Source organism: Anaerococcus lactolyticus ATCC 51172, assembly GCF_000156575.1.
GTDB lineage: Bacteria > Bacillota > Clostridia > Tissierellales > Peptoniphilaceae > Anaerococcus > Anaerococcus lactolyticus.
Window position 1 is genome coordinate 143,527 of the sequence record NZ_GG666049.1, and the last position, 24,551, is coordinate 168,077.

At 37.4% G+C, this 24,551-nt stretch carries 21 protein-coding genes and 1 tRNA gene; 4 read left to right on the forward strand and 18 right to left on the reverse strand.

The window, feature by feature from the left end; genetic code table 11:
* Positions 1-127: 127 nt before the first annotated feature.
* From HMPREF0072_RS12625 to HMPREF0072_RS08750, 12 genes are all read right to left on the reverse strand, one after another.
* Positions 128-250: a hypothetical protein gene (locus HMPREF0072_RS12625; RefSeq protein WP_004829331.1), complete on the reverse strand. Its 123-nt coding sequence runs from the start codon at positions 248-250 to the stop codon at positions 128-130.
* Between the two features lie 274 nt (positions 251-524).
* Entirely contained in the window at positions 525-1,508 is a 984-nt protein-coding gene (locus HMPREF0072_RS08700) for a tagatose 1,6-diphosphate aldolase (RefSeq protein ID WP_004829334.1), read from the reverse strand.
* Positions 1,505-2,434 (reverse strand): 1-phosphofructokinase family hexose kinase, encoded by a 930-nt coding sequence (locus tag HMPREF0072_RS08705; protein WP_004829337.1) that lies wholly within the window; start codon positions 2,432-2,434, stop codon positions 1,505-1,507. The genes HMPREF0072_RS08700 and HMPREF0072_RS08705 overlap by 4 nt, the downstream gene beginning before the upstream one ends.
* 57 nt (positions 2,435-2,491) lie before the next feature.
* On the reverse strand, positions 2,492-3,241 hold the full coding sequence (locus tag HMPREF0072_RS08710; RefSeq protein ID WP_004829339.1) for a DeoR/GlpR family DNA-binding transcription regulator: 750 nt from the start codon (positions 3,239-3,241) through the stop codon (positions 2,492-2,494).
* 36 nt (positions 3,242-3,277) lie between these two features.
* Positions 3,278-4,684 carry a 6-phospho-beta-galactosidase gene (gene lacG / locus HMPREF0072_RS08715; RefSeq protein WP_004829341.1) on the reverse strand — a complete coding sequence of 469 codons (1,407 nt, stop codon included), beginning with the start codon at positions 4,682-4,684 and terminating at the stop codon, positions 3,278-3,280.
* 172 nt (positions 4,685-4,856) lie between these two features.
* Positions 4,857-6,257 (reverse strand): 6-phospho-beta-galactosidase, encoded by a 1,401-nt coding sequence (lacG, locus tag HMPREF0072_RS08720; protein WP_004829343.1) that lies wholly within the window; start codon positions 6,255-6,257, stop codon positions 4,857-4,859.
* Positions 6,258-6,280: 23 nt separating this feature from the next.
* Positions 6,281-7,972 (reverse strand): PTS lactose transporter subunit IIBC, encoded by a 1,692-nt coding sequence (locus HMPREF0072_RS08725; protein WP_004829345.1) that lies wholly within the window; start codon positions 7,970-7,972, stop codon positions 6,281-6,283.
* Positions 7,973-7,992: 20 nt separating this feature from the next.
* On the reverse strand, positions 7,993-8,319 hold the full coding sequence (locus HMPREF0072_RS08730; protein ID WP_004829347.1) for a PTS lactose/cellobiose transporter subunit IIA: 327 nt from the start codon (positions 8,317-8,319) through the stop codon (positions 7,993-7,995).
* A gap of 15 nt (positions 8,320-8,334) precedes the next feature.
* Entirely contained in the window at positions 8,335-8,865 is a 531-nt protein-coding gene (lacB, locus tag HMPREF0072_RS08735; RefSeq protein ID WP_004829350.1) for a galactose-6-phosphate isomerase subunit LacB, read from the reverse strand.
* 11 nt (positions 8,866-8,876) lie between these two features.
* A complete protein-coding gene (locus HMPREF0072_RS08740; RefSeq protein ID WP_004829352.1) occupies positions 8,877-9,329 on the reverse strand; it encodes an RpiB/LacA/LacB family sugar-phosphate isomerase in 453 nt (150 codons plus the stop codon).
* Positions 9,330-9,338: 9 nt separating this feature from the next.
* Complete coding sequence (locus tag HMPREF0072_RS08745) at positions 9,339-10,781, reverse strand: glycoside hydrolase family 1 protein (protein WP_004829354.1); 1,443 nt, start codon at positions 10,779-10,781, stop codon at positions 9,339-9,341.
* A gap of 107 nt (positions 10,782-10,888) precedes the next feature.
* A complete protein-coding gene (locus HMPREF0072_RS08750) occupies positions 10,889-11,803 on the reverse strand; it encodes an N-acetylglucosamine kinase (RefSeq protein WP_004829356.1) in 915 nt (304 codons plus the stop codon).
* Between the two features lie 457 nt (positions 11,804-12,260).
* Between HMPREF0072_RS08750 and HMPREF0072_RS08755 the strand changes: the two genes are divergently transcribed.
* The 3 genes from HMPREF0072_RS08755 to HMPREF0072_RS08765 all read left to right on the forward strand — a co-directional run bounded on the left by HMPREF0072_RS08755 (position 12,261) and on the right by HMPREF0072_RS08765 (position 15,945).
* Positions 12,261-13,343, forward strand: coding sequence for a galactose ABC transporter substrate-binding protein (locus HMPREF0072_RS08755; protein WP_004829358.1), 1,083 nt, complete (start codon positions 12,261-12,263; stop codon positions 13,341-13,343).
* A 61-nt stretch (positions 13,344-13,404) separates the two neighbouring features.
* Positions 13,405-14,901: a sugar ABC transporter ATP-binding protein gene (locus HMPREF0072_RS08760; RefSeq protein ID WP_004829360.1), complete on the forward strand. Its 1,497-nt coding sequence runs from the start codon at positions 13,405-13,407 to the stop codon at positions 14,899-14,901.
* A gap of 9 nt (positions 14,902-14,910) precedes the next feature.
* On the forward strand, positions 14,911-15,945 hold the full coding sequence (locus tag HMPREF0072_RS08765) for an ABC transporter permease subunit (RefSeq protein ID WP_039931310.1): 1,035 nt from the start codon (positions 14,911-14,913) through the stop codon (positions 15,943-15,945).
* A gap of 451 nt (positions 15,946-16,396) precedes the next feature.
* Here HMPREF0072_RS08765 and HMPREF0072_RS08770 read toward each other — a convergent pair whose 3' ends face one another.
* From HMPREF0072_RS08770 to HMPREF0072_RS08785, 4 genes are all read right to left on the reverse strand, one after another.
* The gene (locus HMPREF0072_RS08770; RefSeq protein WP_004829363.1) at positions 16,397-17,506 is read right to left on the reverse strand and encodes an acyltransferase; all 1,110 of its coding nucleotides are present in this window, start codon (positions 17,504-17,506) and stop codon (positions 16,397-16,399) included.
* 63 nt (positions 17,507-17,569) lie between these two features.
* Positions 17,570-18,931: a citrate/2-methylcitrate synthase gene (locus tag HMPREF0072_RS08775; RefSeq protein WP_004829365.1), complete on the reverse strand. Its 1,362-nt coding sequence runs from the start codon at positions 18,929-18,931 to the stop codon at positions 17,570-17,572.
* A 1-nt stretch (position 18,932) separates the two neighbouring features.
* Positions 18,933-19,931 carry an isocitrate/isopropylmalate dehydrogenase family protein gene (locus HMPREF0072_RS08780; RefSeq protein WP_004829367.1) on the reverse strand — a complete coding sequence of 333 codons (999 nt, stop codon included), beginning with the start codon at positions 19,929-19,931 and terminating at the stop codon, positions 18,933-18,935.
* On the reverse strand, positions 19,928-21,865 hold the full coding sequence (locus tag HMPREF0072_RS08785) for an aconitate hydratase (protein WP_004829368.1): 1,938 nt from the start codon (positions 21,863-21,865) through the stop codon (positions 19,928-19,930). The genes HMPREF0072_RS08780 and HMPREF0072_RS08785 overlap by 4 nt, the downstream gene beginning before the upstream one ends.
* Positions 21,866-22,128: 263 nt before the next feature.
* On the opposite strand from HMPREF0072_RS08785, the gene HMPREF0072_RS08790 reads away from it, so the two are divergent.
* Positions 22,129-23,283 carry an iron-containing alcohol dehydrogenase gene (locus HMPREF0072_RS08790; protein WP_004829369.1) on the forward strand — a complete coding sequence of 385 codons (1,155 nt, stop codon included), beginning with the start codon at positions 22,129-22,131 and terminating at the stop codon, positions 23,281-23,283.
* A gap of 155 nt (positions 23,284-23,438) precedes the next feature.
* Here the strand turns inward: HMPREF0072_RS08790 and HMPREF0072_RS08795 are convergent.
* Together HMPREF0072_RS08795 and HMPREF0072_RS08800 are read right to left on the reverse strand one after the other, a co-directional pair.
* Positions 23,439-23,514: transfer RNA gene (locus HMPREF0072_RS08795), tRNA-Gln, on the reverse strand.
* A gap of 60 nt (positions 23,515-23,574) precedes the next feature.
* Entirely contained in the window at positions 23,575-24,300 is a 726-nt protein-coding gene (locus HMPREF0072_RS08800; RefSeq protein ID WP_004829371.1) for a hypothetical protein, read from the reverse strand.
* Between the last annotated feature and the right edge of the window lie 251 nt (positions 24,301-24,551).

Sequence of the window (24,551 nt, forward strand, 5' to 3'; positions counted from 1 at the left end):
TTTCTAATTTTGGAAAAGAATTTACTTACTATTTAGCCCTTACATTTCAATATAATTAAATAAAAAGTCTCTTAAATTTTCAATAAAACCAATACAAAAAACCTTGCATTAATTTGCAAGGTTCCTCTTATAACTTATCAATCTTATCATTTATTGACTTTAGTAATCTCTTCACCCTTACTATTCCAACTACAAGGATTATTCCCAAGGCTAAAGACAAAAAGGCATATAAAATTTCTCCCCTAGTCATTTTGTTTCTCCTTGTTTTTGATTAAGTTTTTTTATCAAGCTTGATCAAAGAAAAATACAAAATATTTACAGGAATTGATAAAAGGAAGAGGCCCTGAGATAAGTTTCTTAAGATGTCTTCTTATTCATTAAAGATATAGGTGTCCACTTTATAGATTCATTTATTATTTCTACTTATCATTATCAAATAGCCATTTTGGATATTTTTTTAATTTATGAATCTATCTAAATTTTCCCAACACAAAAGCCCTGGTCTTGCCAGAGCTTTTGATATTTTATTCTTCTATCTTTTCAAAGACAGAATGAGCTGTTTGTTTTAGTACTTCGTTTAGGGTTTGGATGTTTTCCTTGCCTGTTGTTTCTAGCCATTCTTTTGCTTCTTTTTGGTCTTTACCGAAGATGTCTACTGAATCTTTCCATGTTGCTCTTCCGCATAGGACACCATTGAAGTTTGCTTCTGCTTCTTTGGCTAGTTTTAGTGTTTCTTGGAAGAGGCTTGCTGTGATTCCTCCTGATAGGAAGATGTATGGTAGGTTGGTTGATTCAGATTGGGCTTTGAAGTGCTTGATTGCTTCTTCTCTGCTGTAAACTGCTTCTTCTTTGCCTAGGCCTTCTACAAAGTTCATGTTGGTTGGTGTTTCTACTTTTAGTACGTCTACTTTGTATCTTGGGTTTGAGAATTCTTTCATGGCGCTGTTTACTTTGTGTGGTCTTACTTTTGCGTATTCAGCGTTTTTTTCTGAGTCCATGTTTCTGTCGTAGGTGATGATTTCTAGGAAGTGTGGGAGGCCTAGTCCTTCACATTCATAGCCTACTCTTTCTACCCATGCTTTTTTGATGTTGTTGGTTTTTTCTTCGTCGTCGCAGTCGTAGTATAGGAGGGTTTTTATTGCGTTTGCTCCCATTTCTTTAGCTCTTAATACGCTCATGAAGTCGATTAGTCTTGGTAGTCTTCCTTCGTCGTATTCATCATAGCCTGTTTGTTCATATGATAGGATGAGACCTGCGTTTGCGTCTTTGGCTTTGATTCCTTTTTCTCCATAGATTGGGTCTAGGAGGATTGATGATGCGTATGGAGTTAGTTCTTTTGATACTAGTTCCTTGTAGCTTCCTATGCCTTCTACGTTGTTTAGGCTTGAGTTTGCTTTTTCCATCATTTTTTCCATGGATCCTCTTTGGTCTATGGCTAGGGCTGCTATGGCTCCGTCTTCATTTACTAATTTTTTTAGGTTTGCTAATTTTTCTTGTGATATTTTCATTTTATCTCCTCTACTTGAATTTTTTCAAAATACTCGTCAAACTTTTCTATTTCTATGTGGGCTATTTCCTCTGTTAAAACATTTAAAAGTCCACATGTCATTGATGTTTTAATTACTTCTTCTGGGCTTTTGTCTTTGTCTATAGCAAAAATCGCCCCTGCAAGGGATGAATCTCCACTTCCAACAGGATTGATTGCGACAACTTTTGGCACACTTGCCTTAAAGACTCTGTCTCCTGCCTTTACTACTGCTCCTTGAGAACCAAGAGATACAATTACGTATTTAATATCCTTTAGAGGAGCTTTTGTTAGAGCGTCTTTTATATTGTCTTTGCTTATTTCCTCGCCCAAAAGATCTGCAACTTCAGTTTCGTTTGGCTTGATTAAGTCTGGCTTTATTTTTGCATTTACGACGTCTTTTAAGGTCTGTCCAGATGTATCGACAGCAACAAAGATGCCGTGATTTTTTGCGTAGGCTATGATTTCTTCATAAAAACTTGAATCAAGACCCTTTGGTAGGGAACCTGACATGGAAATTACAGAGCAACCTGCGCTTATATCGTCGAGTTTTCTTATAAATTCTTCTCTTTCAGCCTGGCTAATAGTTGGACCTGCCTCAAGGATTTCTGTCTGTTTTCCCTCGTGAAGGATTGCAAGACAATTTCTAGTTGGCTCTTTTATCTTAATGAATTTTGATTTTTGACCTCTTTGTTCGAGACCTTCTTCTATAAATTCACCAAGCTTGCCTCCGACAAAACCTGAGTGGACAACATCTGCACCCAAATCATGAAGGACATAACCAACATGGATACCCTTGCCACCAGCGTGTTTGATAACCTTATCAGTCCTTGTGACACCGTCTATATTAAGCTTATCAAGCTGGTAGGACATATCTACAGAAGGATTCGCTGTAATAGTTAATATCATTTTTTCTCCTTTTTATATTAAATGGTCACTACCATTATTATAAGGCTTTTTTTAATTTTATCTAATTATTTCCGTATATTTTTCAATCTCACTGGATTGTTCCGGACTTATTTTAGAATCTGTGATAAATCTTGCATCTTCTATATTATAAAAATGATACAAGTCTTCATAGCCAAGCTTGGAGGAGTCTGCTACCAAGTACCTATCAAAGGAATTATCCAAAATCATCTTCTGCAAAATTCCTTCTTCTGGACTGTAGGTGTAGGCCTTGCCTTTATTAATACCGTTTACACCTATAAAGGCTTGGTTAAACCTCATTTTTGATACGAGATCGAGGCTAAGAGCGCCGACAAAGGCACCTGTGACCTTCCTAAACTCTCCTCCAATCAACTTGATATTCACATTATCGAGAAAGACTAATTTCCTAAAAAGATAAAGTGAATTAGTAAAAATATTAAGATTCTTATCTCCAAGAAATTCGCTTACATATTCTATAGTAGTTCCCGCTCCCAGGTAAATATTTTGCTCTGGCAATAGAAGCTCGCCAATTTTTTTGGCAATCTCTAGCTTCAATTCCCTATTTTTGAGACGTTTTTCTTCATTAGAAAACTCCCTGGGACGGGCCTTTTCGATTTTGCTAGCTCCTCCATGAATCCTCACGAGGAGATTTCTATCCTCAAGCTCCTTTAAATCACGCCTAATAGTCATGTCAGTAACATCTAGAAGGTCTGTCATCTGTGAGACTTGAATAATGTTATTCTCTTTTAGCTTGTCTAGAATTATTTTTTGTCTTTCTTCTTTTAACATTTGCTTTCCTACTTCTAGAGTCCTTAAATAATTAATTTACTTAAGCTCCTTAGTTTCTGCTAGGTCCTTATACCAGTAGGCAGATTTCTTTGGAAATCTCTCCTGGCTGTCAAAGTCTACATAAAAGAGACCATATCTTTTTTCATAGCCATTTGACCAGGAAAACACATCCATAAGCGACCATAAGAAGTATCCCTTGACAACAGCCCCATCATCTATGGCATCACAAATTGCTTCGAAATGCTTTTTAATATAATCGATTCTTGCATCATCATAGACAGTATTATCTTCAAACTTATCCTTATATCCTAGACCATTTTCTGTGATATAAATTTTTTTATAATTTGGGTAATCTCTTTTCACCCTCATTATTTGATCATAAAGACCCTTTGGATATATCATCCAATCCCAATCAGTTCTTGGAACATCTACATCAAACCTTCTTTTGCCTACTCCCTTGATTTGGTAAGACGAACCACCCTTATCGCCTTTGCCGTTGTGGGTAATTTCAGTTTCCCCATCAAAGTGTGCCATCCAATCGCTCATGTAGTAGTTGATGCCCAAGAAGTCATTTAAGTCTTTGGCTTTTGTTAGAGTTTTTATATCTTCATCCCTAATGTCAAGACTGCCACCATTTACTTCTAGTATGTGGTTAACGCCTTCCATGGTTTTTTCAGAATATTTTCCAAGATAGGTTGCATCTAGTATAAACTTGTTGTGGATAATATCTTCAAGTTCACAAGCCCTCACATCTCTTTCGTCTGTCGGATCATATGGATATTTTGTTGGAAGGGCGTGGACAATTCCTATTTCTCCATCATAGCCTTTTTCCTTGTAGGCAAGAACTGCCTTGGCGTGGGCCAACATCATATTGTGGTGAGATTGGAAAACTTTGGCTAGGTCATATTTGATACCCGGAGGGAATTTTCCTACCAAGTATTGGCCATCACCTATAGGTCCTATCTCATTAAAGGTTGTCCAGAAGTTTACTTCCTTAAATTCTTCAAAGCAGAATTTGGCATAGGCAACAAAGTGTTCGATATTCTCCCTATTTAGGAAGTCCCCGTTTGAGTGAAGGACTTCTGGTGTATCAAAATGGTGGAGGGTTACAAAAGGCTCCACTCCTCTTTTATGGCATTCTGCAAAGACCCTGTGGTAGAAGTCAACACCTTTTTTGTTGACTTCGCCAAAGCCTTTTGGAAATATCCTTGACCATGCTATAGAAATTCTTATGCCATTTATGCCAAAATCTTCGCAAAGCTTAAGGTCTACTGGATATTTGTGGTAAAAATCGCTAGCTGGTTCTGCTGTGTACCAATAGTTATCTTCCAGGTACTTATCCCAAGCAACTTCTCCCTTGCCATCTATTTTTGTTGCGCCTTCGCATTGGTAGGCTGCTGTTGCACCACCAAAAATAAAATCTTCAGGTAATTTTCTCATCATTTCATACTTTCTTTTACAAAATCAAGTGAACCTAGCCTCTTATCTAGCCTATATATTAAGATTCGAGGCACTGGTCACTTGATTTCTAGTGGGTCTGTTTACTTTTTAATTTATCTAGATTTTTTCAAATTCAATCCTTGCTTTAATAAAGTTTGAAAATCCTAACAAAAACTCAGTTAAGTTCTTTACTTTCTGTTAATTCTTTCCACCAATAAGCACTCTTTTTTGGGTACCTTTCTAGGGTATCAAAGTCTACAAAGAAGAAACCATATCTCTTATTGTATCCATTTGACCAAGAAAACATATCCATCAAACTCCATAAGAAGTAGCCTGCTACATTTGCTCCATTTTCATTGGCTTTAAGAACTGCCTTTAGGTGATCTCTTACATAGTCTATCCTTGCATCGTCGTTTACAGTTTTTTCACTATTCAATTCTTCTTTTAGACCTAGACCATTTTCAGTAATATAAATTTTCTTGCAGTTATCATAAGCTGAAACTCTCATAATCATGTCGTAGAGGCCTTGTGGGTAAATTGACCAGTCCCAATCTGTTTTTGGAATGTCATCTCTCTTAACTTCTTCTCCCATACCCTTAAGTTGGCTTTTGAATGAACCCTTATCGCCTGTACCATTGTGAATATGAAGGTTTTCACCGTTGTATTCTTTCATCCAATGGGCTTGGTAATAATTTATTCCTAAAAAGTCTATTCTTGGGGAAGCTTTTTTTATCTCTGCTAAGTCTGCTTGGTTTGGAACAAATTTGTCAAATCCATTTACTTCTAGGATGTAATTTACTCTATCAAGAGTTTCCTTGCTGTAGCCACCTGCTAGTACAGCTTCAATACATAGACCATTTGCTATGGCATCATATCTCTTAGCCGCTTCGATATTTTCTGGATTTTCATCTATTGAATAATAAGTTTCTAGGGAATGGATTACACCAAATTCTCCTTCTTTATTATTATCTTTAAAATAGTTTAGAGCCTTAGCGTGGCAAGTTAGCATGCCATGTATGTTTTCTACTGCAAGGTCAAACCTATATTTATTTCCTGGTGGGAAGGTGCCAGTAATAAATTGATTAACTGACCATGGCCAAATTTCATTAAATGACGCCCATTTTTTAACTTCACTAAATTCATCCAAGCAGAATTTTGCATAGTTTAAGTAGTCTTCTCTTACTTTTTCATCTGTAAAATCCCCATTTTTGTTTAGCTCAAAAGGAGTGTCAAAGTGGTGGAGAGTAACAAATGGCTCAACATTATTGTCAAGGCAGTATTTGAATAACTCATGGTAGTGGTCAACTCCCTTTTGGTTGACTTTTCCAGAGCCTTCTGGAAAGATCCTTGTCCAAGCTATAGAAACTCTTATTCCATTTATGCCAAATTTAACACAGTTGTCTATGTCTTGTTTGTATTCATGGTAGAATCCACTAGCCGGGTCTGGGTTATAGAGGTTGTTTTCTTCATAGAATACATCCCAACATACCAGTCCCTTTCCATCTTCTTTTGTAGCCCCTTCACATTGGTAGGCTGCTGTTGCTCCTCCGAATATAAAATCGTCTTTAAATTTCATTTTCTTCCCTTTCTAGGTCCTTCTTATTTATTCTTAGTTTTTTCAAGTATAAACTTAACTGCTCCTTGTGGATCTCTTGTTAAGGCTATATATTCTTTACCTGCTGTCTTGATTAATTGATTACCAATCCTGTCAGTATCTTGTTTGATATCTTCATAGAAAGAGCCAACTTGTGGTGCTAAAACTACTACATCATATTTTGGTAAAATGTCGTGATGAGAACCATAAGATCCTGCTGCAGCTCTTAGTTTAACTCCACTTTCAGCTGCTCCTTCGTTTAAAGCGTTAGCTAAGAGTCCACTTGTACCACCACCAGCACACAATACTAGGACTGTTGTCTCTTTGTCTGCTTGTTTGCCTTCTTCAATTAATCTTTCTTCTTCAGCTCTGTTGGCTGCATCAAGTTCTGCTTCAGATTCTACACCCGCTTCCCTTAATAGAGCTTCTTCTTCTTGCTCTTGTTTTAAAATTTGAGCGTCATAAGCCTTGAAGAATGGGAAGTAAATTATAGTATCTACTACTAAAATAATAGCCATCATTACGATTGATAATGGAGCAAAACCTGTTGAAATAAATGCTCCGATTGGGCCTGGTGTTGTCCATGGCATTTGTGCTATCATTGAGTTCATGCCTAAAACTTCTACGAAGAATTTAAAGATCCATACGTTTACAATTGGTGCAAAGATAAATGGAATCATGAACATTGGGTTTAATACTAATGGTCCACCGAAGAGAATTGGTTCATTAACACCGAAAGATGTTGGTACTACTGCTGCCCTACCTACTGCCTTGTTTTGTTTTGATTTTGATAACCACATAAACATAAATGGTACAACGAAGGTTGCTCCTGTACCACCAAGAGTTGCAATAAATTCACCAGTATTTGGTGTAACAATGTTTGTTGCGTGTTGGCCAGCTTGGAAAAGTGCTGTATTGTTAGCTAGGTTTATAAAAGCTATTGCGTTGATAGCTGGGTTTACGATTGATGGGCCATGGATTCCTATAAACCAGAAGAATGCCATTGCTCCGTAGATAATTGCTAATCCTAACCAGCTGTCTGCTGCTGAGAATAATGGTTGGATTAGTATGATTATTGCCTGTGCAAGGTTAGATCCTGTAAGATTTCTAACAAGCATATCAAATAGCCAGAAAATTACTAAACATATACCGAATGGTATTATGTCTTTAAAAGCTTGAGAAATGTTTGGTGGAACTTCCTTAGGCATCTTGATTGTAAGGTTGTTTTTAATACATACCTTGTATATGTTACCTACTACAAATGTTGAAATAAATGCTGCTATAAGTCCTGTTGATCCTAAAAATCCATTAGATAGACCACCTTCAATTTGATCTACTGATAGGAACATGAAGGATACGAGAGAAGCAAACATTACAGATGTTGCGTTGATTTGATTATCAATTGGCATCTCTCTGTTAAGACCACTTGTAAAGTGTTTAGCTGTTGTAATTGACATAACTAGACCAAGTAGACCCATTGATAAGGCGTAAGGTTTAGTTAGTATTGCTTCCATTTCTTTTGACCAATAGAAACCAAAAATATTTGGTATATAGGCTACTAGTAGGAAGATACTAGAAAATATTACTATTGGCATGGTCTCCATAAAACCATCCTTGATGGCAACCATGTATTTATTTCTGGAAAGTCTCTCGAAAAATGGGGTGATTTTTTCTATTCCCTTAATTATTGAATCCATATTTTTCTCCTAAAATTTATTTATTTTTTGTAAATCTCACAAATATCGTAAACAATATCCTTAAGAAGCATTGTTGTCATCAAATGGTCTTGGGCATGAATCATAATAAATCCGATTTCAAGCTCCTTGCCTTGAGCATCTAAAGCAAGCATTTCGGTTTGCTTAGCATGAGCAATATTCAAATTTTCTTGAGCATCCCTTACAAGTCCATCAATTTTTTCAAATTCACCTCTTTTAGCACATTTAATAGCTTCAAGTAGCGAACTTCTTGCATCTCCTGCATAGGCTACAATTTCAAAACCTATCATTCCTATATCTTGTCTTGTTAAATTTTTTTCGCTTGACATTTTTTTCTCCTTTGCTTAATCGTGATATTCGCCTCTATCCCATTTTTCAATAAATTCTGTAAAGAATTCTGGGTTGTTCACTTGTTTTGCCTTGTCATCCTTGTAGGATTCTTCGATTGCCATAATCTTTTCAATTATTTTTTCTCTATCTGGGCTAGGTTCATATTCTGTTTCCAAGAAACCATCAACTATTTCAAGAGCTAGGTCCTTGCCTACTATCATGCCGCCGAAGCCTATTACGTTGGCATTTAATTCTCTTTTAGCTGCTCTTGCTGTTTCTACATCCCTTACTAAAGCACATCTAGTGCCAAAAGCCTTGTTTACTGATGTTGTTATACCTACACCTGTACCACAAAGCACAACTCCTAGGTCACATTCGCCACTAGCTACAAGCTCTCCAACTTTTTTTCCATATATTGGATAGTGGGTCCTAGTATTATCGTAGCATCCTACATCGTAAACCTCATGTCCTAAACTCTTAAGATGGTCTGATACCTGCATCTTAAGACTTGTTACTATATGATCGCATCCTAAAGCTATTTTCATAAAAGACCCCCTTAAAGCATTTTGTTTAGCATATCAATTCTTATTTGGTGACGGCCACCGTCATAACCATGAGATAAGAATGATCTTAAGCATGATTTAGCAAGTTCTTCACCTACTATAGCAGAACCCATAACTAAGATTCTTGCACCATTGTGTCTTTTTGTCATAAGAGCTGACCTCTCCTCGCTAACTTCTGCAGCAATCATTCCCTTATGTTTAGAACAAGCCATATATGAACCTGCTCCATATTTGTCGATAACAACACCTACTGATTGGTCATCTGATCCTGATGTTAACATACCATCAACCTCAAGCAATTTTTTACAAACAGCATTTGAACTATCAACTAGATCAAAACCTTCTTGTGTTAGGTCCTCATAGTCGTAACCAAGTCTTTTAACTTCTTCGACAAGGGCGTCCTTTAGACCTTTTCCATCCATATCGGATGCTAGAAATACTTTCATACTACCTCCTTATATTTTTTCCAAATAGTCTTTTTCAAATAAAAAGTCCATATCAGTTTCAATTACTTTTTTGTACCAGTAAAAACTTTTTTTCTTATATCTATTTAAGCTTCCTGATCCGTCGTCATTTCTATCCACATAGATAAAACCCCATCTTTTTTTCATGGTGCCTGTTGTGCCTGATACGAAATCTTCTACAGCCCAATTTGTGTAGGCTAAAAACTCAACTCCATCACCCATGGCTTTGTTTAATTCCAAGAGGTGATCTCTTAAAGCTTCTATCCTGTAGTCATCTTCTACAGTCAACTCTCCATCTTTTCCCTTGGTGAGTGACTCTATTTTGGCAAAGCCATTTTCAACAACCATAAGTGGTTTTTGATAATTATCCCAAAGCATATTAGCCAAAATCCTAAGACCTACAGGGTCTACTGGCCAATCCCATTCTGTATACGAAAGGTATGGATTCTTAAGCTTAGTCATCTCATTAGAATAAGATTTTTCTCCATCGTTCACATCAGCCTTACTTAGACCTGACATATAGTAAGAAAAAGCTAAGAAATCAACTGTATTATTTTTAATGATTTCCCATTCATCTGGGCTTGCATCAAGTTTTATGCCCCTATCCTTAAGGTCTTTTAGTTTCCAAGATGGATACTCACCCTTTGCGTGAACTTCTGGATAAAAAAGCATCCTTCTATTATCAAAATAAGCACTTAGGTTGTCATTCGGATCCATTGAATATGGATAAACTGGCCCAATATATGTCGATTGCGAAACCAAAGCGTTTTCATCAATCTCCTTAATAGCCTTTATCGCTCTTGATGAGGCTAGGAAAGTATTAAAAATTAGTTGTTCCTTGGCTTGTGGGTCTTTTTTGATTAACTCGTCGCTTACACCTAGGTGGAAAAATGGTTGATTGCTAGAAATGTTTATTTCGTTAAATGTTAACCAATATTTAACCTTGGTATGGTATCTTTTCACTATGGTTTTTACGTATTTTATATAGAAATCAATTACCTTTTTATTCAAAAATCCGCCGTACTCATCAGCTAGGTAAAGAGGAGTTTCACCTGTGTGAGTGATAGTAATAATTGGCTCTATACCATTTTTGATAAGCTCATCTAGCATATCATCGTAGTGAGCTAGGGCTTTTTCATTTGGCTCTTCTTCTATGCCATTTGGAAAAATTCTAGCCCAAGATATTGATGTCCTATAGGCCCTAAGTCCCATCTCGGCAAAAAGTTTGATATCTTCCTTATACCTGTTGTAAAAATCTACCCCGAGGTGTTTGAGGTTAAAGGTGTCTGGATTGTCATCTCTACCATCAAGTGGAGAGTGTGGCAATACATCCGCAACCATCATGCCCTTTCCGTCTTGGTCGAAAGCACCTTCGTTGTGATAGGCAGCCGCCGCTGAGCCTAACAAGAAATCTTTTGGAAAATGATTTTTCAATATTTCTTCCTTTCATCTTTTGTTTACTTGTGTTTTGTTTTTATCGTTTTTGTTCGTTTTCAGTATACAAGTAATCGCTTTTTTTGTCAAGATACTTTTTACTATCTTTACTTATTTTCTTGGAAAAACTTTTTCGCCAATATCAAAGCGCCTTGGGTTGGGTCGGCGTAAGGTTTGACTAGGTCTATGTTTGAGTCTAGGTATTGTTTAATTTTTCCTATTAATGCCTCTCCTAGGTTGAATACTCCACCTGAATATGATGCTAGGACTTTTCCTTCAAAGTTTAAATTTTTTGCTAGGGTATTGATTGTAAGTGCTGCTTCATAGCCCGCCTTGTCTATGAGTTCTAGGGCACATTCATCTTTGTTTTCGATAAGTTTTCCTAAAATTTTACTAACACTTGCCAACTCGTCCCTAGTCATGCCTTCTGCCATAGGAATTATTTCAAAATCATCGGTGATTTTTAATTCTTCCTTCATTAGGTCATAGAGCATGGTTTTAGGTATTCTGCCGTCACTTTGCTTGGTGAAATAATTTATAAGTCTAAGTCCGAGGTAGTATCCACTTGATTCATCGCTTATTAGTGGACCCCAACCACCACATCTTAGAGAATTGCCCTTATCATCAAGTCCAAAGCCTATTGATCCTGTGCCTAAGATTAAGTTTATACCTGGTTTAGCATTTAAGGATCCTGCCCAAGCATTTAGGCAATCATTGCCGACCTTAAAATTGTCTGTTCCTAAAATTTCTCTTAGACTTTCATCTATAAAAGCTTCATCTTCTGGGTACTGACCATAGCCTGGCACAGATACAAAGGTGTAGGCGATCTCATCACTACTAATTCCAGCTTGTTTGGTAAGGTTTTCTACAGCGTTACCTATTCTTTTCTTAAATTCTTCTCTAGAGATCTGGCTTAGGTGAATAGTGCCTTCTTTGTGCAAAAAAACTTCTCCATCTTTTTCAAGAATAAAGGCTGTTTTTGTGCCTCCACCGTCTACTCCCAAATAAATATCCTTGCTCATATTGCCTCCTTTTTGTTTGTTTGTGTTTGCTTTTGTTCGATGTTAATATATACTCAAAACTCAGCTTGTCAATAAAAACGTTTATCTTTTTTCTCATTTAATATTTACCCATTTTTTAACAATTAAGCATTGTTTTTGTTATTTATTTCTCTTGATTTCCTTAATTTTTTTATTTGCTTTGCTGGCTTTTAAATTTATATCTCTTGTTTTTTTCTATTGTTCCTCGTATTTAATTGGTTTTTAATACTACATTTTCAAATTACTTCTTTACAAGTTTTAACTAGTTTTAGAAAAATTTCATGTTTATTATTGTCAGAAAGTGTTGACAGAAATTTGTAAATGGTATATATTTAAAATACAATAGCAAATAAAAACGTTTTGCTAGATTGGGACGATTCCATTTAACAATTTTATGACAATAGGGAAATCGTTATTATAATATTCACAGGAGGGAATTATGAATATTAGAAAATTCGCAAGTTTAGCATTAGTGATGGCTTTGTCACTTGGAGTTACAAGCTGTGGTTCTAAAAAACCAGCTGAAGAAGGCAAGGAAGAAGCTAAAGTTGAAGAAAAAGCTGAAAAAGGCAAAGAAGAAGCTAAATCAGATGGTAAGGCTAAGAAAATCGCTGTTCTTCTTTACAATGGTTCTGATACCTATATCGCTTCTGTTCGTCAACAACTAGAAAAACTTGACGAAGAAGATGATTCTATCGAACTTGTTTACCAAGATGGTCAAAATAACCAAGGTACCCAAACTGACCAACTTAACAATGTTATCGCCCAAGGCGTTGATGGAATCTTTATGAATATCGTTGATATTTCTGCAGCTCCAACAGCTATGGAAACAATCAAAGCCAGCGGTATTCCAACAGCATTCTTTAACAGAGATATGACTGCTTCTATGAAGGAAGAAGACCTAAAAGATTTCTTATTCATCGGTACAGACGCTCCAGAAGCTGGTAAGATGCAAGGTCAAATCCTTACAGATCTTTGGAAAAAAGGCGACATGGATAGAAATAAAAATGGCGTTTTAGATTACGTTATGCTTAACGGTGGTCTTGATAACCCAGAAGCTCAAGCAAGAACAGAATTTTCTGTTAAAACTCTTGAAGAAAATGGCATCAAGGTTAAAGAAGTTGCTTTCCAAGATTGTAAATGGGATACTGATAAGGCTAAAACAGCTATGGATACTTGGCTACAAACCAACCAAGATAATATCGATGCAGTTATAGCTAATAACGACGGTATGGCAATCGGTGCTATCTCAGCTCTTCAAGCAGTTGGTATGAACACTGGCTCATCAAAAGACAATATGGTAGTTGTTGGTGTAGACGCTACAGACCTTGCTGTTGCAGAAATCGACAAGGGAACAATGGCTGGTACTGTTAAACAAGACGCTGAAGGTATGGCAAAAGCACTTATCACAACAATGAAAAATAGACTAGGAAACGGCGACTTCATTGAAGGAACAGAATATAAACTTGGAGCAGATAAAAAATCAATCAGAATTGATTATCAAATCTACACAGGCAAATAATAGTTGATTATTCAGAGGCATTGGTTATTCCTTGCCTCTGAATTATTATAGAGAGGAAGATATGAGTAATTTATTAGAAATGAGAAAAATTACCAAGACCTTCCCAGGTGTCAAGGCCCTAGACGAGGTAGACTTCTCCCTAGAGAGAGGCACCGTTCATGCCTTGATGGGGGAAAATGGTGCTGGTAAATCTACCCTCATGAAGTGCCTTTTCGGCATTTATACTCCAGATTCAGGTGAAATTTACATAGACGGCAAAAAAGTTTCCTACAAGGACCCTAAGGATGCTCTAGATAGTGGGGTTGCCATGGTCCACCAAGAACTAAACCAAGTGTCTATGAGATCTGTCGCAGAAAATATCATGCTCGGCAGGTTCCCTAATAAGTATGGCATAGTTGATGCCAAGAAAATGAACCAAGAAACCCAAGACTTGTTTGATAAGCTTGGTCTAAACTTTGATCCAAAAAAGATTATTGGTAAATATTCCGTTGCTGAAAGACAGCTAATAGAAATAGCCAAGGCTGTTTCCTATGACGCCAAAATCCTAGTTTTAGATGAGCCAACCAGTTCTCTTACAGAGTCTGAGGTTGACAAATTATTTGAAATTATAAATAAACTTAGGAAACAAGGCGTAGGAATCATCTATATTTCTCACAAGATGGAAGAAATTCTTTCTATTTCTGACTTTGTAACAGTCATGCGTGATGGCAAGTTTATCGATTGTAAACCTGCTAGCGAGCTTAGCAAGGATGAAATCATAAAGCTAATGGTAGGTAGAAAAATAGATGCTTCAAACCTTAAAACTGACGAGTATATAAAAGACGAGGTCATGCTTGAAGTTAAAAATCTCACAGGCAAGTATAAACCAACAGTCACAGACATTAGTTTTGATTTGAAAAAAGGTGAAATCCTCGGTATAGCTGGTCTTGTTGGTTCAAGAAGGACAGAGCTAGTTGAAACTATCTTTGGCCTAAGACAAAAGGCGAGTGGACAAATTTTTATCCATGGCAAGGAAGTAGAAAATAAGGATCCGATCGAAGCTATAAAGAATGGTTTTGCCCTTGTTACAGAAGAAAGAAGGGCAACAGGCATCTTTCCTTATGCAGCTATAAGGCTTAATGCAACCATTGCCAACATCAAAAAATACGCCAAACATTCCATAGTTAGCGACAAGGCCCTAAAGGAAGATACAAACAGGGTTATTGAATCAATGGAAGTTAAAACTCCAAGCCAATCTACAAAGATTATGAATCTATCTGGTGGCAACCAGCAAAAAGTAATAATCGGACGTTGGTTGTTGACAGACCCAGATGTGCTCCTTTTAGATGAACCAACCCGTGGTATTGATGTTGGCGCCAAATATGAAATCTATAAGCTAATTGGACAACTCGCTAAAGAAGGCAAGTCAGTTCTCTTCATCTCATCAGAAATGGCGGAACTACAAATGGTCTGCAATAGGATTATGGTAATGAGTAACGGCAGGCTTGCTGGCATAGAAAAAAACGACGAAAACTTAACCCAAGAAAAGATAATGGCTTTACAGGCTAAGTATGTATAGGTGAAAAAAATGGAAAAAACAGAAAATAAAAAACCTTTTAATTTTAAAGAGTTTATGTTAAATAACGCTCTGATCATCATAATCGCCGCCCTTATAACCGGCATAATTATAGTTGATCCGACCTTTATAACCAACCCAAAAAACATTCTAAATATCCTATCCCAAACCTCAACCAGGCTTTTCATAGCCCTAGGAACTGGTGGTCTATTAATCCTAGCAGGTACAGACCTTTCAGCAGGTAGGATAGTAGGATTTACAGCAGCCATAGCTGGCGCTCTCTTGCAGTCACCAGGCTTTGCCCAAAAATTCTTCCCAAATATACAAAATCCATCAATTATAGTTGGACTTTTGGCAGCAATCGCAATTGGTTCTATCTGTGGAGCCATAAACGGTTTTGGAGTAGCCTATCTTAAACTCCACGCCTTTATATCATCTCTAGGTGTCCAACTTGCAATCTTTGGTATTCTCCAATTATTCATAGCAGCCAACCCATTTGGTCCTCAACCAATCGGTGGTTTTGACGAGAGATATGCCAACCTCGTAAGAGGTGGTTTCCATATACCAGGTACTGAATTACAATTTCCTTACCTCATAATCTACGCTGCCATAGCATCTGTGGCTATGTGGTTTATCTGGAATAAAACAGTCCTTGGTAAAAATATGTTTGCCGTAGGTGGCAACCCAGAGGCTGCTGAAGTTTCTGGTATCAACGTTACAAGAACAATTATGATAGTCTTCATAATCTCTGGCGTAATGTACGGTCTATCTGGTTTCCTCGAAGGACCAAGACTAGGATCTGTAACATCAACAACAGGAGACGCCTACGACCTAGACGCCATCGAAGCCTGCCTAATAGGAGGAGTATCCTTCTCCGGAGGTATAGGAACCATCCCAGGCATAGTCCTTGGTTCAATCATCCTCCAAGTTATAAACTATGGTCTTTTATACATAGGACTTAACTCCTATGTACAAATTATAATCAAGGGTATCCTAATAATCTTAACAGTAGCCCTTGACACAAGAAAGAGAATCAAGAAAAAATAACCCTCCCAAATCAAGCTTTCAAATGGTTTTATTCCTACCCCTGAAGGCTAGAAAAAAGAACGAAATATCTTCGTTCTCGGGCTATAGACAAAGTCATTTTCTGATGTCATTCAGACGAACGAAGTGAGGAAGAATCCTGCAATTTATGGGATTCCTCGTCGAATCATGATGGATTCTCTGTCGGAATGACGTATGTTTATATACTTTGTCGACATTCTGAGAACGAAATATCTTCGTTCTTTTTTGTTTGGTTTTTTAAAATCAAACATCCCAGTTACTTAGGTTCGCAAAAATATTCCTAGCTTATCTCAAAACCCACTTTCTTTTATCTCATCCCTCAAATCTCTTAGCCTTAAGACCAAAAATTTCCTTACAAAAAACCAGTCCTAATTTCCAAAGGAAATTAAAACTGGTTTATACTTGCCTAAATCGAAACAGCCTTTGCTAATTTTTATTTGCTTAAAATTTTTCCCTTGATAAATTCAACTCCTGCTGCCATAACCAAGGCTAGGGTGGCAGAGCTTAGGATAATAACAGGCATATAAACCATAGATGCTTTCACACCACCAAGATTTGTATTTACAAAACCATAAACAAACCTATCACTTGCAGCTGATACTATATAGGCTGCGAAGGTTAGTTTTGATATGTAAGCTAAAAATCTTCCACATTTTTCATTTACGCCCTCTGGTGCTATAGAGTTTATCAAAATGAATAAGCAAATGGAGCTTGCTGTATTTTGCAAACTTCCCCAAGAATTCCAAGCTCGAATTTGAAAAACTCCTCCATGTGATCTCCAAACATTGTAGGCTGCAGATGCAAAAATTATCAAAATAAGGCAAAGAAAAACTTTTACTGGTCTTACTTTTTTAAAGTCTACATAAGTCCTAAGGTAGGCTCCTAGAAAAAAATATGTGAGTGGATAAAGGTTGTACCACCAACCTGGCAAGAGATGGTTTATCCTATTGTCATCGTAGGCTGAAAAAATCGCCTTAAGGCTAGTTAGGTCATTGACGTTAAAGACCGTTGGTCCCACTGTCAAAAAGCAGAAAACTGCAAGGATGACGAGGTGAGTTTTTTTATCCCCAATACTTGTCCAAATATTTATCAAAAATGGACTTAGGAGGAAAAGACCTATATATAAATTAACATACCAAGAATATTCTTTATAACCTAATATTCCAAAAACCAACTTTTGAAATGTGTAAGACCCATCTCCCCTGAGCCTAAAAATAGCAAAGATAAGTGCCATAGCAAGAGCATAGGATAAAAGAATCGGAATAATTTTTTTATAATATTTTTTTAAACTCTTTGCTTCTAAAGGAATATTTTTCCCTGAAACCAAGTAGCCAGTTAGGAGCAAAAACAAGGGTACACAAACCATAAACCCTGTTCTTATGGTCGCTAGGATGAGCATTCGCTTGCCCCTTACAGGGATTTTATAAAAATCTGTATTTAAGAAAAAGTGCACACCAATAACAGACAAAAACGCCAAAATTCTTGTCATATCGAGGCCTATATTCCTTTGTGAATTTGTTTTTGTTTCTAAATTGCCTTTCATTTTCGCTCCCTTCTCCCCTTACTATACTTTAATCATAAAAAAAGTGTGCTGATAGACACACTTTTAAACCTCTCCACCTCGCTCATCTAAGCTTATGTAATCCTTCATTTCACTTAGGGACTTGTAGGCGGGTCTGATTATTTTTTTATCGGCAATTTGCTCTAACCTGTGAGCTGACCAGCCGACAGTCCTTGCTATAGCAAAAATTGGCAAGAATAATTCGCGAGGTATCCCCAACATATCGTAAACCAAACCCGAATACAAATCGACGTTGGCACATGGTGGGTAGGCTCGATTAAATTTTTCTTGAATCAATTTTTGCCCGATTTTTTCAATATTTTCTACAAAGGCAAAATCAGCTTCTTTGCCCTTAATTTTCGCAAGCTCTCTTGCCTTTTCCTTTAAAAGCACTGCCCTTGGGTCTGATAGGGTGTAGACTGCGTGGCCCAGGCCATAGATCAAACCTTCACCATCGAAGGCTTTTTTATCCAAAATCTTTTCCAGATATTCTTTTATCTCTTGCTTATCTTCCTTGTCTTTTACATTTGCTTTGATATTGTCAATCATCTTGGCAACTTTAATGTTAGCTCCCCCATGCCTTGGTCCCTTAAGAGAGGCAAGACCTGCTGCCATAGCCGAATAGGAATCAGTACCCGATGATGATACTACGTGAGTTGCAAAGGCAGAATTATTTCCTCCACCGTGTTCGGCGTGGATAATAAGAAGCAAGTCTAAAATTGCAGCTTCTTCGCTTGTATATTTCTGGTCTATCCTTAGCATGGCTAGGATATTTTCAGCTATTGACTTTTCTGGATCAGGATTGTGGATTATCAAAGATTTCTTGTCAAAGTTGTGGATTTTTACCTGGTAGGAATAAATGGCAATTAAAGGCATCTTAGCAATCAGTGATAGGGCCTGACTTAGGACATTTAAGGAATCTGTCCCGTCTGGATTTTCGTCATAGGTGTAGAGGGCAAGCATAGACCTCATCATCTTATTCATAATATCAGCGCCTGGCACCTTCATTATGGTATCTTCAATAAAATACGGAGGGAGCTTACGATTTTCTGCTAAGATTTTTTTAAATCTCTCAAGCTTGTTTTTTGTGGCAAGCCTATCAAATAGCAAAAGATAGATTACCTCTTCAAAACCAAGTCTTTCAGTGCTTTCTATGTCATGAACCAAACTTGTTAGAGGGTAACCCCTATAATAAAGCTCACCTTCTGCCAGCAACTTTTCCCCGTCTTTGATTTCATAACCACAAACGTCGCCCACCTTGGTCACCCCAACAAGGACGCCTGTCCCGTTTTTGTTCCTTAGTCCTCTTTTTATGGAATATTTTTCGTAAATTTCCTTATCAATCCTTGTTGCTTCCTCAATTTCCTCAGCATAGAACTTCAATTTTTCTTCTAATAACTTATCCATCTTAAATTCCTAGATTTAAAATAATGGCATCAGCCATACCAGTTGTGGTATTCTCCCCACCCAAGTCTCTGGTATAATTTTTCTTATCTACCAAAGTCTTATAGATTGCCTTTCTAATCTTTTCTGCATTTTCCTTTTCATTTATATCGTCAAGAAGGAGGCAGAGGGTCAAAATCATGGCTATAGGATTGGCTAGATTTTCGCCTGCTATATCTGGGGCAGAACCATGGATAGATTCGTAAATCGCAATATCCTTACCCTTGTTTACCCCAGGCATGAGACCAAGTCCACCAACCAAACCTGCACCCAAATCTGATAGGATATCGCCGTAAAGATTTTCTGTCACAAGGACGTCAAAGCGTCCAGGATTCATTACCATTTGCATGGCAGTATTATCAACCAAGAGCTCTTCAAAGTCTATATCTGGGAATTTTTTAGCAACTTCCCTGCCAACTTCTAGAAAGAGCCCGTCAGAAAGCTTCATGATATTGGCCTTGGTAATGATGCTAACCTTTTTCCTAGCATTTTCTCTAGCAAATTCAAAGGCTTTTTGGATAATCCTTTCAGACTTTTCTCTAGTAATAATTTTTATAGAGTGGGCCTCATCTGGGGAAATTTGTTCTTCAACTCCTGCATAGAGGTCTTCAGTATTTTCCCTAAAAATCACCATGTCGACGCCTTCAAATTTTGATTCAAGAGGACCTGGTGCCTTGATAGGTCTAATGTTGGCAAAGAGATCGAATTTTTTTCTAAGTTCCACATTTATAGACCTAAAGCCGTGGCCAATCGGTGTTGTAATAGGACCCTTAATAGCGATTTTATTTTTATTTATAGAATCAAAAAGCCTTTGAGGAATATAGACCCCTTCTTCTTCAAAAACAGAAAGACCTGCATTTATTTCTTCAAAGTCTAGGTCGATTTTTAAGGCATCGACAACTTTTTTCATAGCAGCTGTGATTTCAGGACCTATTCCATCACCTTTTATAAGTGTAATTTTCATTTTGCCTCCAAATCTAGGTTTTTCGCGTAATTTAAGTAGCCACCCTCAAGAAGAATTTCCTTTTCTCTGTCGGAAAAATCTCCCCTTAATTTTATTTTTATATTTTTTGTAAGATCTTCTAGGATAAATTCGCCAGTTTCGATTGACTTTTTCATGTTGGAAATTTTTATATGGTCGTATTCAGAAATTTTTTCGTAATCACTTTCATCTTCAAAAACCAAAGGTAGGATGGAATTGTTTATGAGGTTAGACCTGTGGATTCTCGCAAAAGACTTGGCGACAACAGCCTTAATTCCTAAATACAAAGGAAGGAGGGCAGCGTGTTCTCTTGATGAGCCTTGGCCATAATTTTCGCCAGCAACAATGATGCCCCCAGCATTTTCCTCGCACCTTTTCTTGAAATCATCAATTTTTGTTGTAAACGCAAATTCTGAAAGATAGGCAATATTAGACCTAAATGGCAAAAGATGAGCGTTTGATGGGCAAATATCGTCAGTTGTAATCCCGTCACCAGCCTTATAAACGACTTTCTTATCAATATCACAAGCTTTCTCTGCCCTTGGGAATGGCTTGATGTTTTTACCCTTGACAGTTTCCTTGATTCTCTTTGATAGGTCTTTTTCTGGTTCTATAAAATAAGCATCTGTGTGGTTGAAATTTACATTTTTTTCAAAATCCGCTTTATAATCAAGGTCAGATGGGTCGGCAATATAGCCTAAAACAGCACTTGCTGCACAAGTTTCTGGGCTTGCTAGATAAATTTGTGCATCCATAGTGCCAGACCTGCCCTTAAAGTTTCTGTTGAAAGACCTTAGGGAAACGCCTCCAGACCTTGGCGCTTGGCCCATACCTATGCATGGTCCACAACCAGATTCAAGGACTCTTGCCCCTGCCTTTATCATGGTTGCCAAGGCTCCATTTTCTGAGATTTTTTCTAGTATTGTCGCAGATCCTGGAGAAATAACTAGGGATACATCTGGGTGGACCTTTCTGCCATCGAGAATGGCTGCCACCTTCATCAAATCCATATAGGAAGAATTTGTGCAAGAACCAATGGCAACTTGATCTAGTTTTATCTTGCCAAGGTCTTTTACCTTAGAATATTGGTCTGGAAAATGTGGTTTTGCCACAGCAGGCTTTATTTCTGCCAAGTCAATTTCTATTGATTCGTCATAAAAAGCGTCAGGATCAGCTGATAATTCTAAATAATCTTCTTCCCTGCCCTGGCTTTTTAAATATGCTCTAGTATTTTCATCTGATGGGAAAATAGAAGTTGTCGCTCCAAGCTCAGCCCCCATATTACAAATGGTTGCCCTGTCTGTTACAGATAGCGACTTAACGCCCTCTCCTGTATATTCCATAATATAGCCTGTGCCACCCTTTACAGTGAGTTTGCCTAGGATATAGAGGATAACATCCTTGGCGTTGGCTGCTGGATTTAAAGAATTAATGAGCTTTACCCTGTAAATTTTTGGCACCTTCACAAAATAAAATCCTTTGGCCATTGCAACAGCCACTTCAAGACCACCTGCACCTATGGCAAGCTCTCCCATGCCCCCACCTGTTGGTGTGTGAGAATCAGAGCCTAGAAGGGTGTCGCCTGGTTTGGCGAATTGTTCGAGGTTGACCTGGTGACAAATTCCGCCACCGGCCTTAGAAAATCTAATACCAAACTTGTTGGCAGCTGACTTTATAAATTCATGGTCATCGGCATTTTCAAAACCTGCTTGCAAGATATTGTGATCAATGTAAGCCACAGAATTTTCTGTCGCTACATCTTTAATATCCATAGCCTCGAGTTGGAGATATGCCATAGTTCCAGTAGAATCTTGGGTTAAGGTCTGGTCAATTTTTATGGCAACCTCTTCGCCAGTCTTTAGCTCTCCCCTTAATAAGTGTTTTTTTAATATTTTCATAGCCAATGATGTGCCCATAAAAATCTCCTTTAATTAGTTTATGTATTAATGTAGTTATGGTTAATTATACTTTTAAATTGATTTTTTCCCATGGATAGACATGATTATTTCTTCGAGCTTTAATTTTGTTATACTTATAAGGTTTTGTATCCTAATTATATCCTTACAAAAAAAATCTTAAATCCTACCATCAGGCAAACCTTTACATTTGTAGAGATAGAAGTATATTAAAAGTAGATTGTTAATTAATTAATTAACAAAATATAGATTTGGAGGAATTTATGACTTATACAACATTTTCAGTTCCAAACACCATAGTTCATGGTGAAAACGCACTCGAATACTTATCTACCCTCAAGGGAAAAAAAGCAGTACTCGTTACTGGTGGCTCTTCTATGAAGAGATTTGGTTTTCTTGATGAAGCCAAAGAACAATTAGAAAAAGCTGGTATGGAAGTTTTGATAATCGACGGTGTAGAACCAGACCCATCTGTTAAAACCTGCCTAGCTGGTGGAGCTAAGATGGCTGAATTTGAACCAGAATGGATTATAGCTATCGGTGGTGGATCTGCAATGGATGCCGCTAAGGCTATGTGGGTATTTTATGAACACCCAGAATGGGATTTCGAAAGACTTGCAAATTTTGACAACCCACCATTAAAGAACAAGGCAAGGATGATTTGTATCCCATCTACATCTGGTACAGCAAGTGAAATCACTGCTTTCTCAGTAATTACTGACACAGAAAAAGAAATCAAATACCCACTTGTTCACCCAGACTTTGTTCCAGAAGTAGCCCTTCTTGATATGAGAATTCCAGCAACTATGCCACCAAAAATCACAGCAGCAACCGGTATGGACGTAATGACCCACGCTGTTGAGGCTTTCGTATCTACTGCATCAGATGATTTTACAGACCCATACGCTATAAGAGCCATCCAATTAGTTTTCGGTTACCTAAAGGCTGCCTACGACAAGGGTGATGATATGGTTGCTCGTGAAAAAATGCACATTGCATCTTGTATAGCAGGTATGGCATTTACAAATGCTTCCCTTGGTATAGTTCACTCTATGGCTCACAAAATCGGCGGTATCTTCCACCTAACCCACGGAGAAGCTAACGCAATCATGTTACCATACATAATCGACTACAACAGGAAAGCTTGCGATAAATACGATGAAATCGAAAGAATCCTTGGCGTTGATGACATAGCAGAAGAAATCAGAAAATTAAACGCAGCTGTAGGTATCACAGCAACCATCAAAGATGGCAAAAATACCATTATAGAAGAAAAAGACTTCTTAGAAGTATTAGATAAGATGAGTGAAAATGCCTTCAAAGACGCTTGTACTCTCACAAACCCAAGGCAAACAAGCCCAGCAGACATCAAGAAAATCTACCACGCAGCCTACTACGGAGAAAAGGTAGACTTCTAAGAAAAAAAAGAATTCCAAGCTAGGAAATCCTAGACAAAACCAATCCTTAAGAGGGTTGGTTTTTTGTTGAGAAAAACTATAAGATAAGAAATATCAATGAAATCTTGCAAAAATCTAAAAAAATCCACAGACTTCTTGTCGGTGGATTTTGAATTTGGCTGGAATAGTAGGACTCGAACCTACGCTCTCCAGAGTCAGAATCTGGTGCCTTACCAGCTTGGCTATATTCCAAAATTATTTACTCTTATAAATTACCTCTTTGGACCCATTTGTCAAGATAGGAGCCCTCTTTTATCCTTGTATTTTCTTTGATCCAGTAATGCAAAGGTTCATCTCATATCCTGCCCTTATAGAAGTGTTTATCGACTTGGTGTGGGAAAATTGGGTAGTTGTTATTGGGCTAATATCTGGATTTTCTTCTCTTATAAGCAAGGAAAGCTTCCTCAAAAGCGAAGCAGCAAGGCCTTGGTACTTATCATCACTGCTAAATTTCTCTAGGCCTATATCCCAGAGGTATTTGCCAGAATAGGATGCACCTGCAAGGGCAATCAAACTGTCCCCATCATAATAAGCAAGTCCCAACCTATCATCCTCATCAAAACAAAAGCTCATCCTTGCTAGGTCTTTAAAATTTTGGATTTCATTCCTGCCTATCCTCTTAAAATCAAAATCTCTCATCCCCACTTCCCTATCTGATAAAGTCATCAAAGGAAAGAAATTATCAATCCCCATCTCAAATTCGCCCAAAATTTTTTCAAGCTCTCTAATATTAGCTGCCTCAGCAAACCATGCCCCTTGATAAGCGATAAATTTTTCCCTTAGTTTCTTTATAAGGTCTGGATTTGCCGCCCTCATAAATACCTTACCAGATGTGCAAATTGCAGAAAAATCGGCCCTATTAAAAAATAGAAAATCACAAGAGGGATTGTTGCAGGTGAAAATATTGTTTTTTGAAAAAAATTCTTCTTCACCTATTGAAAAATCATTCATTATTTGTCTTTTAAAATTAATATCCATAAAATTTATCTCCCGATTTTCTTATAAAAAATTATACTATAAATATTTAAAAGTTACTAAGCAAATAAAAAAAGCACTTAAGTCCTATTTTAAGTGCCAGGCTATAGACAAAGTCATTTTCTGATGTCATTCAGACGAACGAAGTGAGGAAGAATCCTGCAATTTATGGGATTCCTCGTCGAATCCTAATGGATTCTCTGTCGGAATGACGTATGTTTATATACTTTGTCGACATTCTGGCACTTAAGTCC

Bases quoted from the DNA above. Each gene is read 5' to 3' on its own strand.
- HMPREF0072_RS12625 (WP_004829331.1), bottom strand. From the start codon at position 250: ATGACTAGGGGAGAAATTTTATATGCCTTTTTGTCTTTAGCCTTGGGA.
- HMPREF0072_RS08700 (WP_004829334.1), bottom strand. From the start codon at position 1,508: ATGAAAATATCACAAGAAAAATTAGCAAACCTAAAAAAATTAGTAAAT.
- HMPREF0072_RS08705 (WP_004829337.1), bottom strand. From the start codon at position 2,434: ATGATATTAACTATTACAGCGAATCCTTCTGTAGATATGTCCTACCAG.
- HMPREF0072_RS08710 (WP_004829339.1), bottom strand. From the start codon at position 3,241: ATGTTAAAAGAAGAAAGACAAAAAATAATTCTAGACAAGCTAAAAGAG.
- lacG (WP_004829341.1), bottom strand. From the start codon at position 4,684: ATGATGAGAAAATTACCTGAAGATTTTATTTTTGGTGGTGCAACAGCA.
- lacG (WP_004829343.1), bottom strand. From the start codon at position 6,257: ATGAAATTTAAAGACGATTTTATATTCGGAGGAGCAACAGCAGCCTAC.
- HMPREF0072_RS08725 (WP_004829345.1), bottom strand. From the start codon at position 7,972: ATGGATTCAATAATTAAGGGAATAGAAAAAATCACCCCATTTTTCGAG.
- HMPREF0072_RS08730 (WP_004829347.1), bottom strand. From the start codon at position 8,319: ATGTCAAGCGAAAAAAATTTAACAAGACAAGATATAGGAATGATAGGT.
- lacB (WP_004829350.1), bottom strand. From the start codon at position 8,865: ATGAAAATAGCTTTAGGATGCGATCATATAGTAACAAGTCTTAAGATG.
- HMPREF0072_RS08740 (WP_004829352.1), bottom strand. From the start codon at position 9,329: ATGAAAGTATTTCTAGCATCCGATATGGATGGAAAAGGTCTAAAGGAC.
- HMPREF0072_RS08750 (WP_004829356.1), bottom strand. From the start codon at position 11,803: ATGAGCAAGGATATTTATTTGGGAGTAGACGGTGGAGGCACAAAAACA.
- HMPREF0072_RS08755 (WP_004829358.1), top strand. From the start codon at position 12,261: ATGAATATTAGAAAATTCGCAAGTTTAGCATTAGTGATGGCTTTGTCA.
- HMPREF0072_RS08760 (WP_004829360.1), top strand. From the start codon at position 13,405: ATGAGTAATTTATTAGAAATGAGAAAAATTACCAAGACCTTCCCAGGT.
- HMPREF0072_RS08765 (WP_039931310.1), top strand. From the start codon at position 14,911: ATGGAAAAAACAGAAAATAAAAAACCTTTTAATTTTAAAGAGTTTATG.
- HMPREF0072_RS08770 (WP_004829363.1), bottom strand. From the start codon at position 17,506: ATGAAAGGCAATTTAGAAACAAAAACAAATTCACAAAGGAATATAGGC.
- HMPREF0072_RS08775 (WP_004829365.1), bottom strand. From the start codon at position 18,931: ATGGATAAGTTATTAGAAGAAAAATTGAAGTTCTATGCTGAGGAAATT.
- HMPREF0072_RS08780 (WP_004829367.1), bottom strand. From the start codon at position 19,931: ATGAAAATTACACTTATAAAAGGTGATGGAATAGGTCCTGAAATCACA.
- HMPREF0072_RS08785 (WP_004829368.1), bottom strand. From the start codon at position 21,865: ATGGGCACATCATTGGCTATGAAAATATTAAAAAAACACTTATTAAGG.
- HMPREF0072_RS08790 (WP_004829369.1), top strand. From the start codon at position 22,129: ATGACTTATACAACATTTTCAGTTCCAAACACCATAGTTCATGGTGAA.
- HMPREF0072_RS08800 (WP_004829371.1), bottom strand. From the start codon at position 24,300: ATGGATATTAATTTTAAAAGACAAATAATGAATGATTTTTCAATAGGT.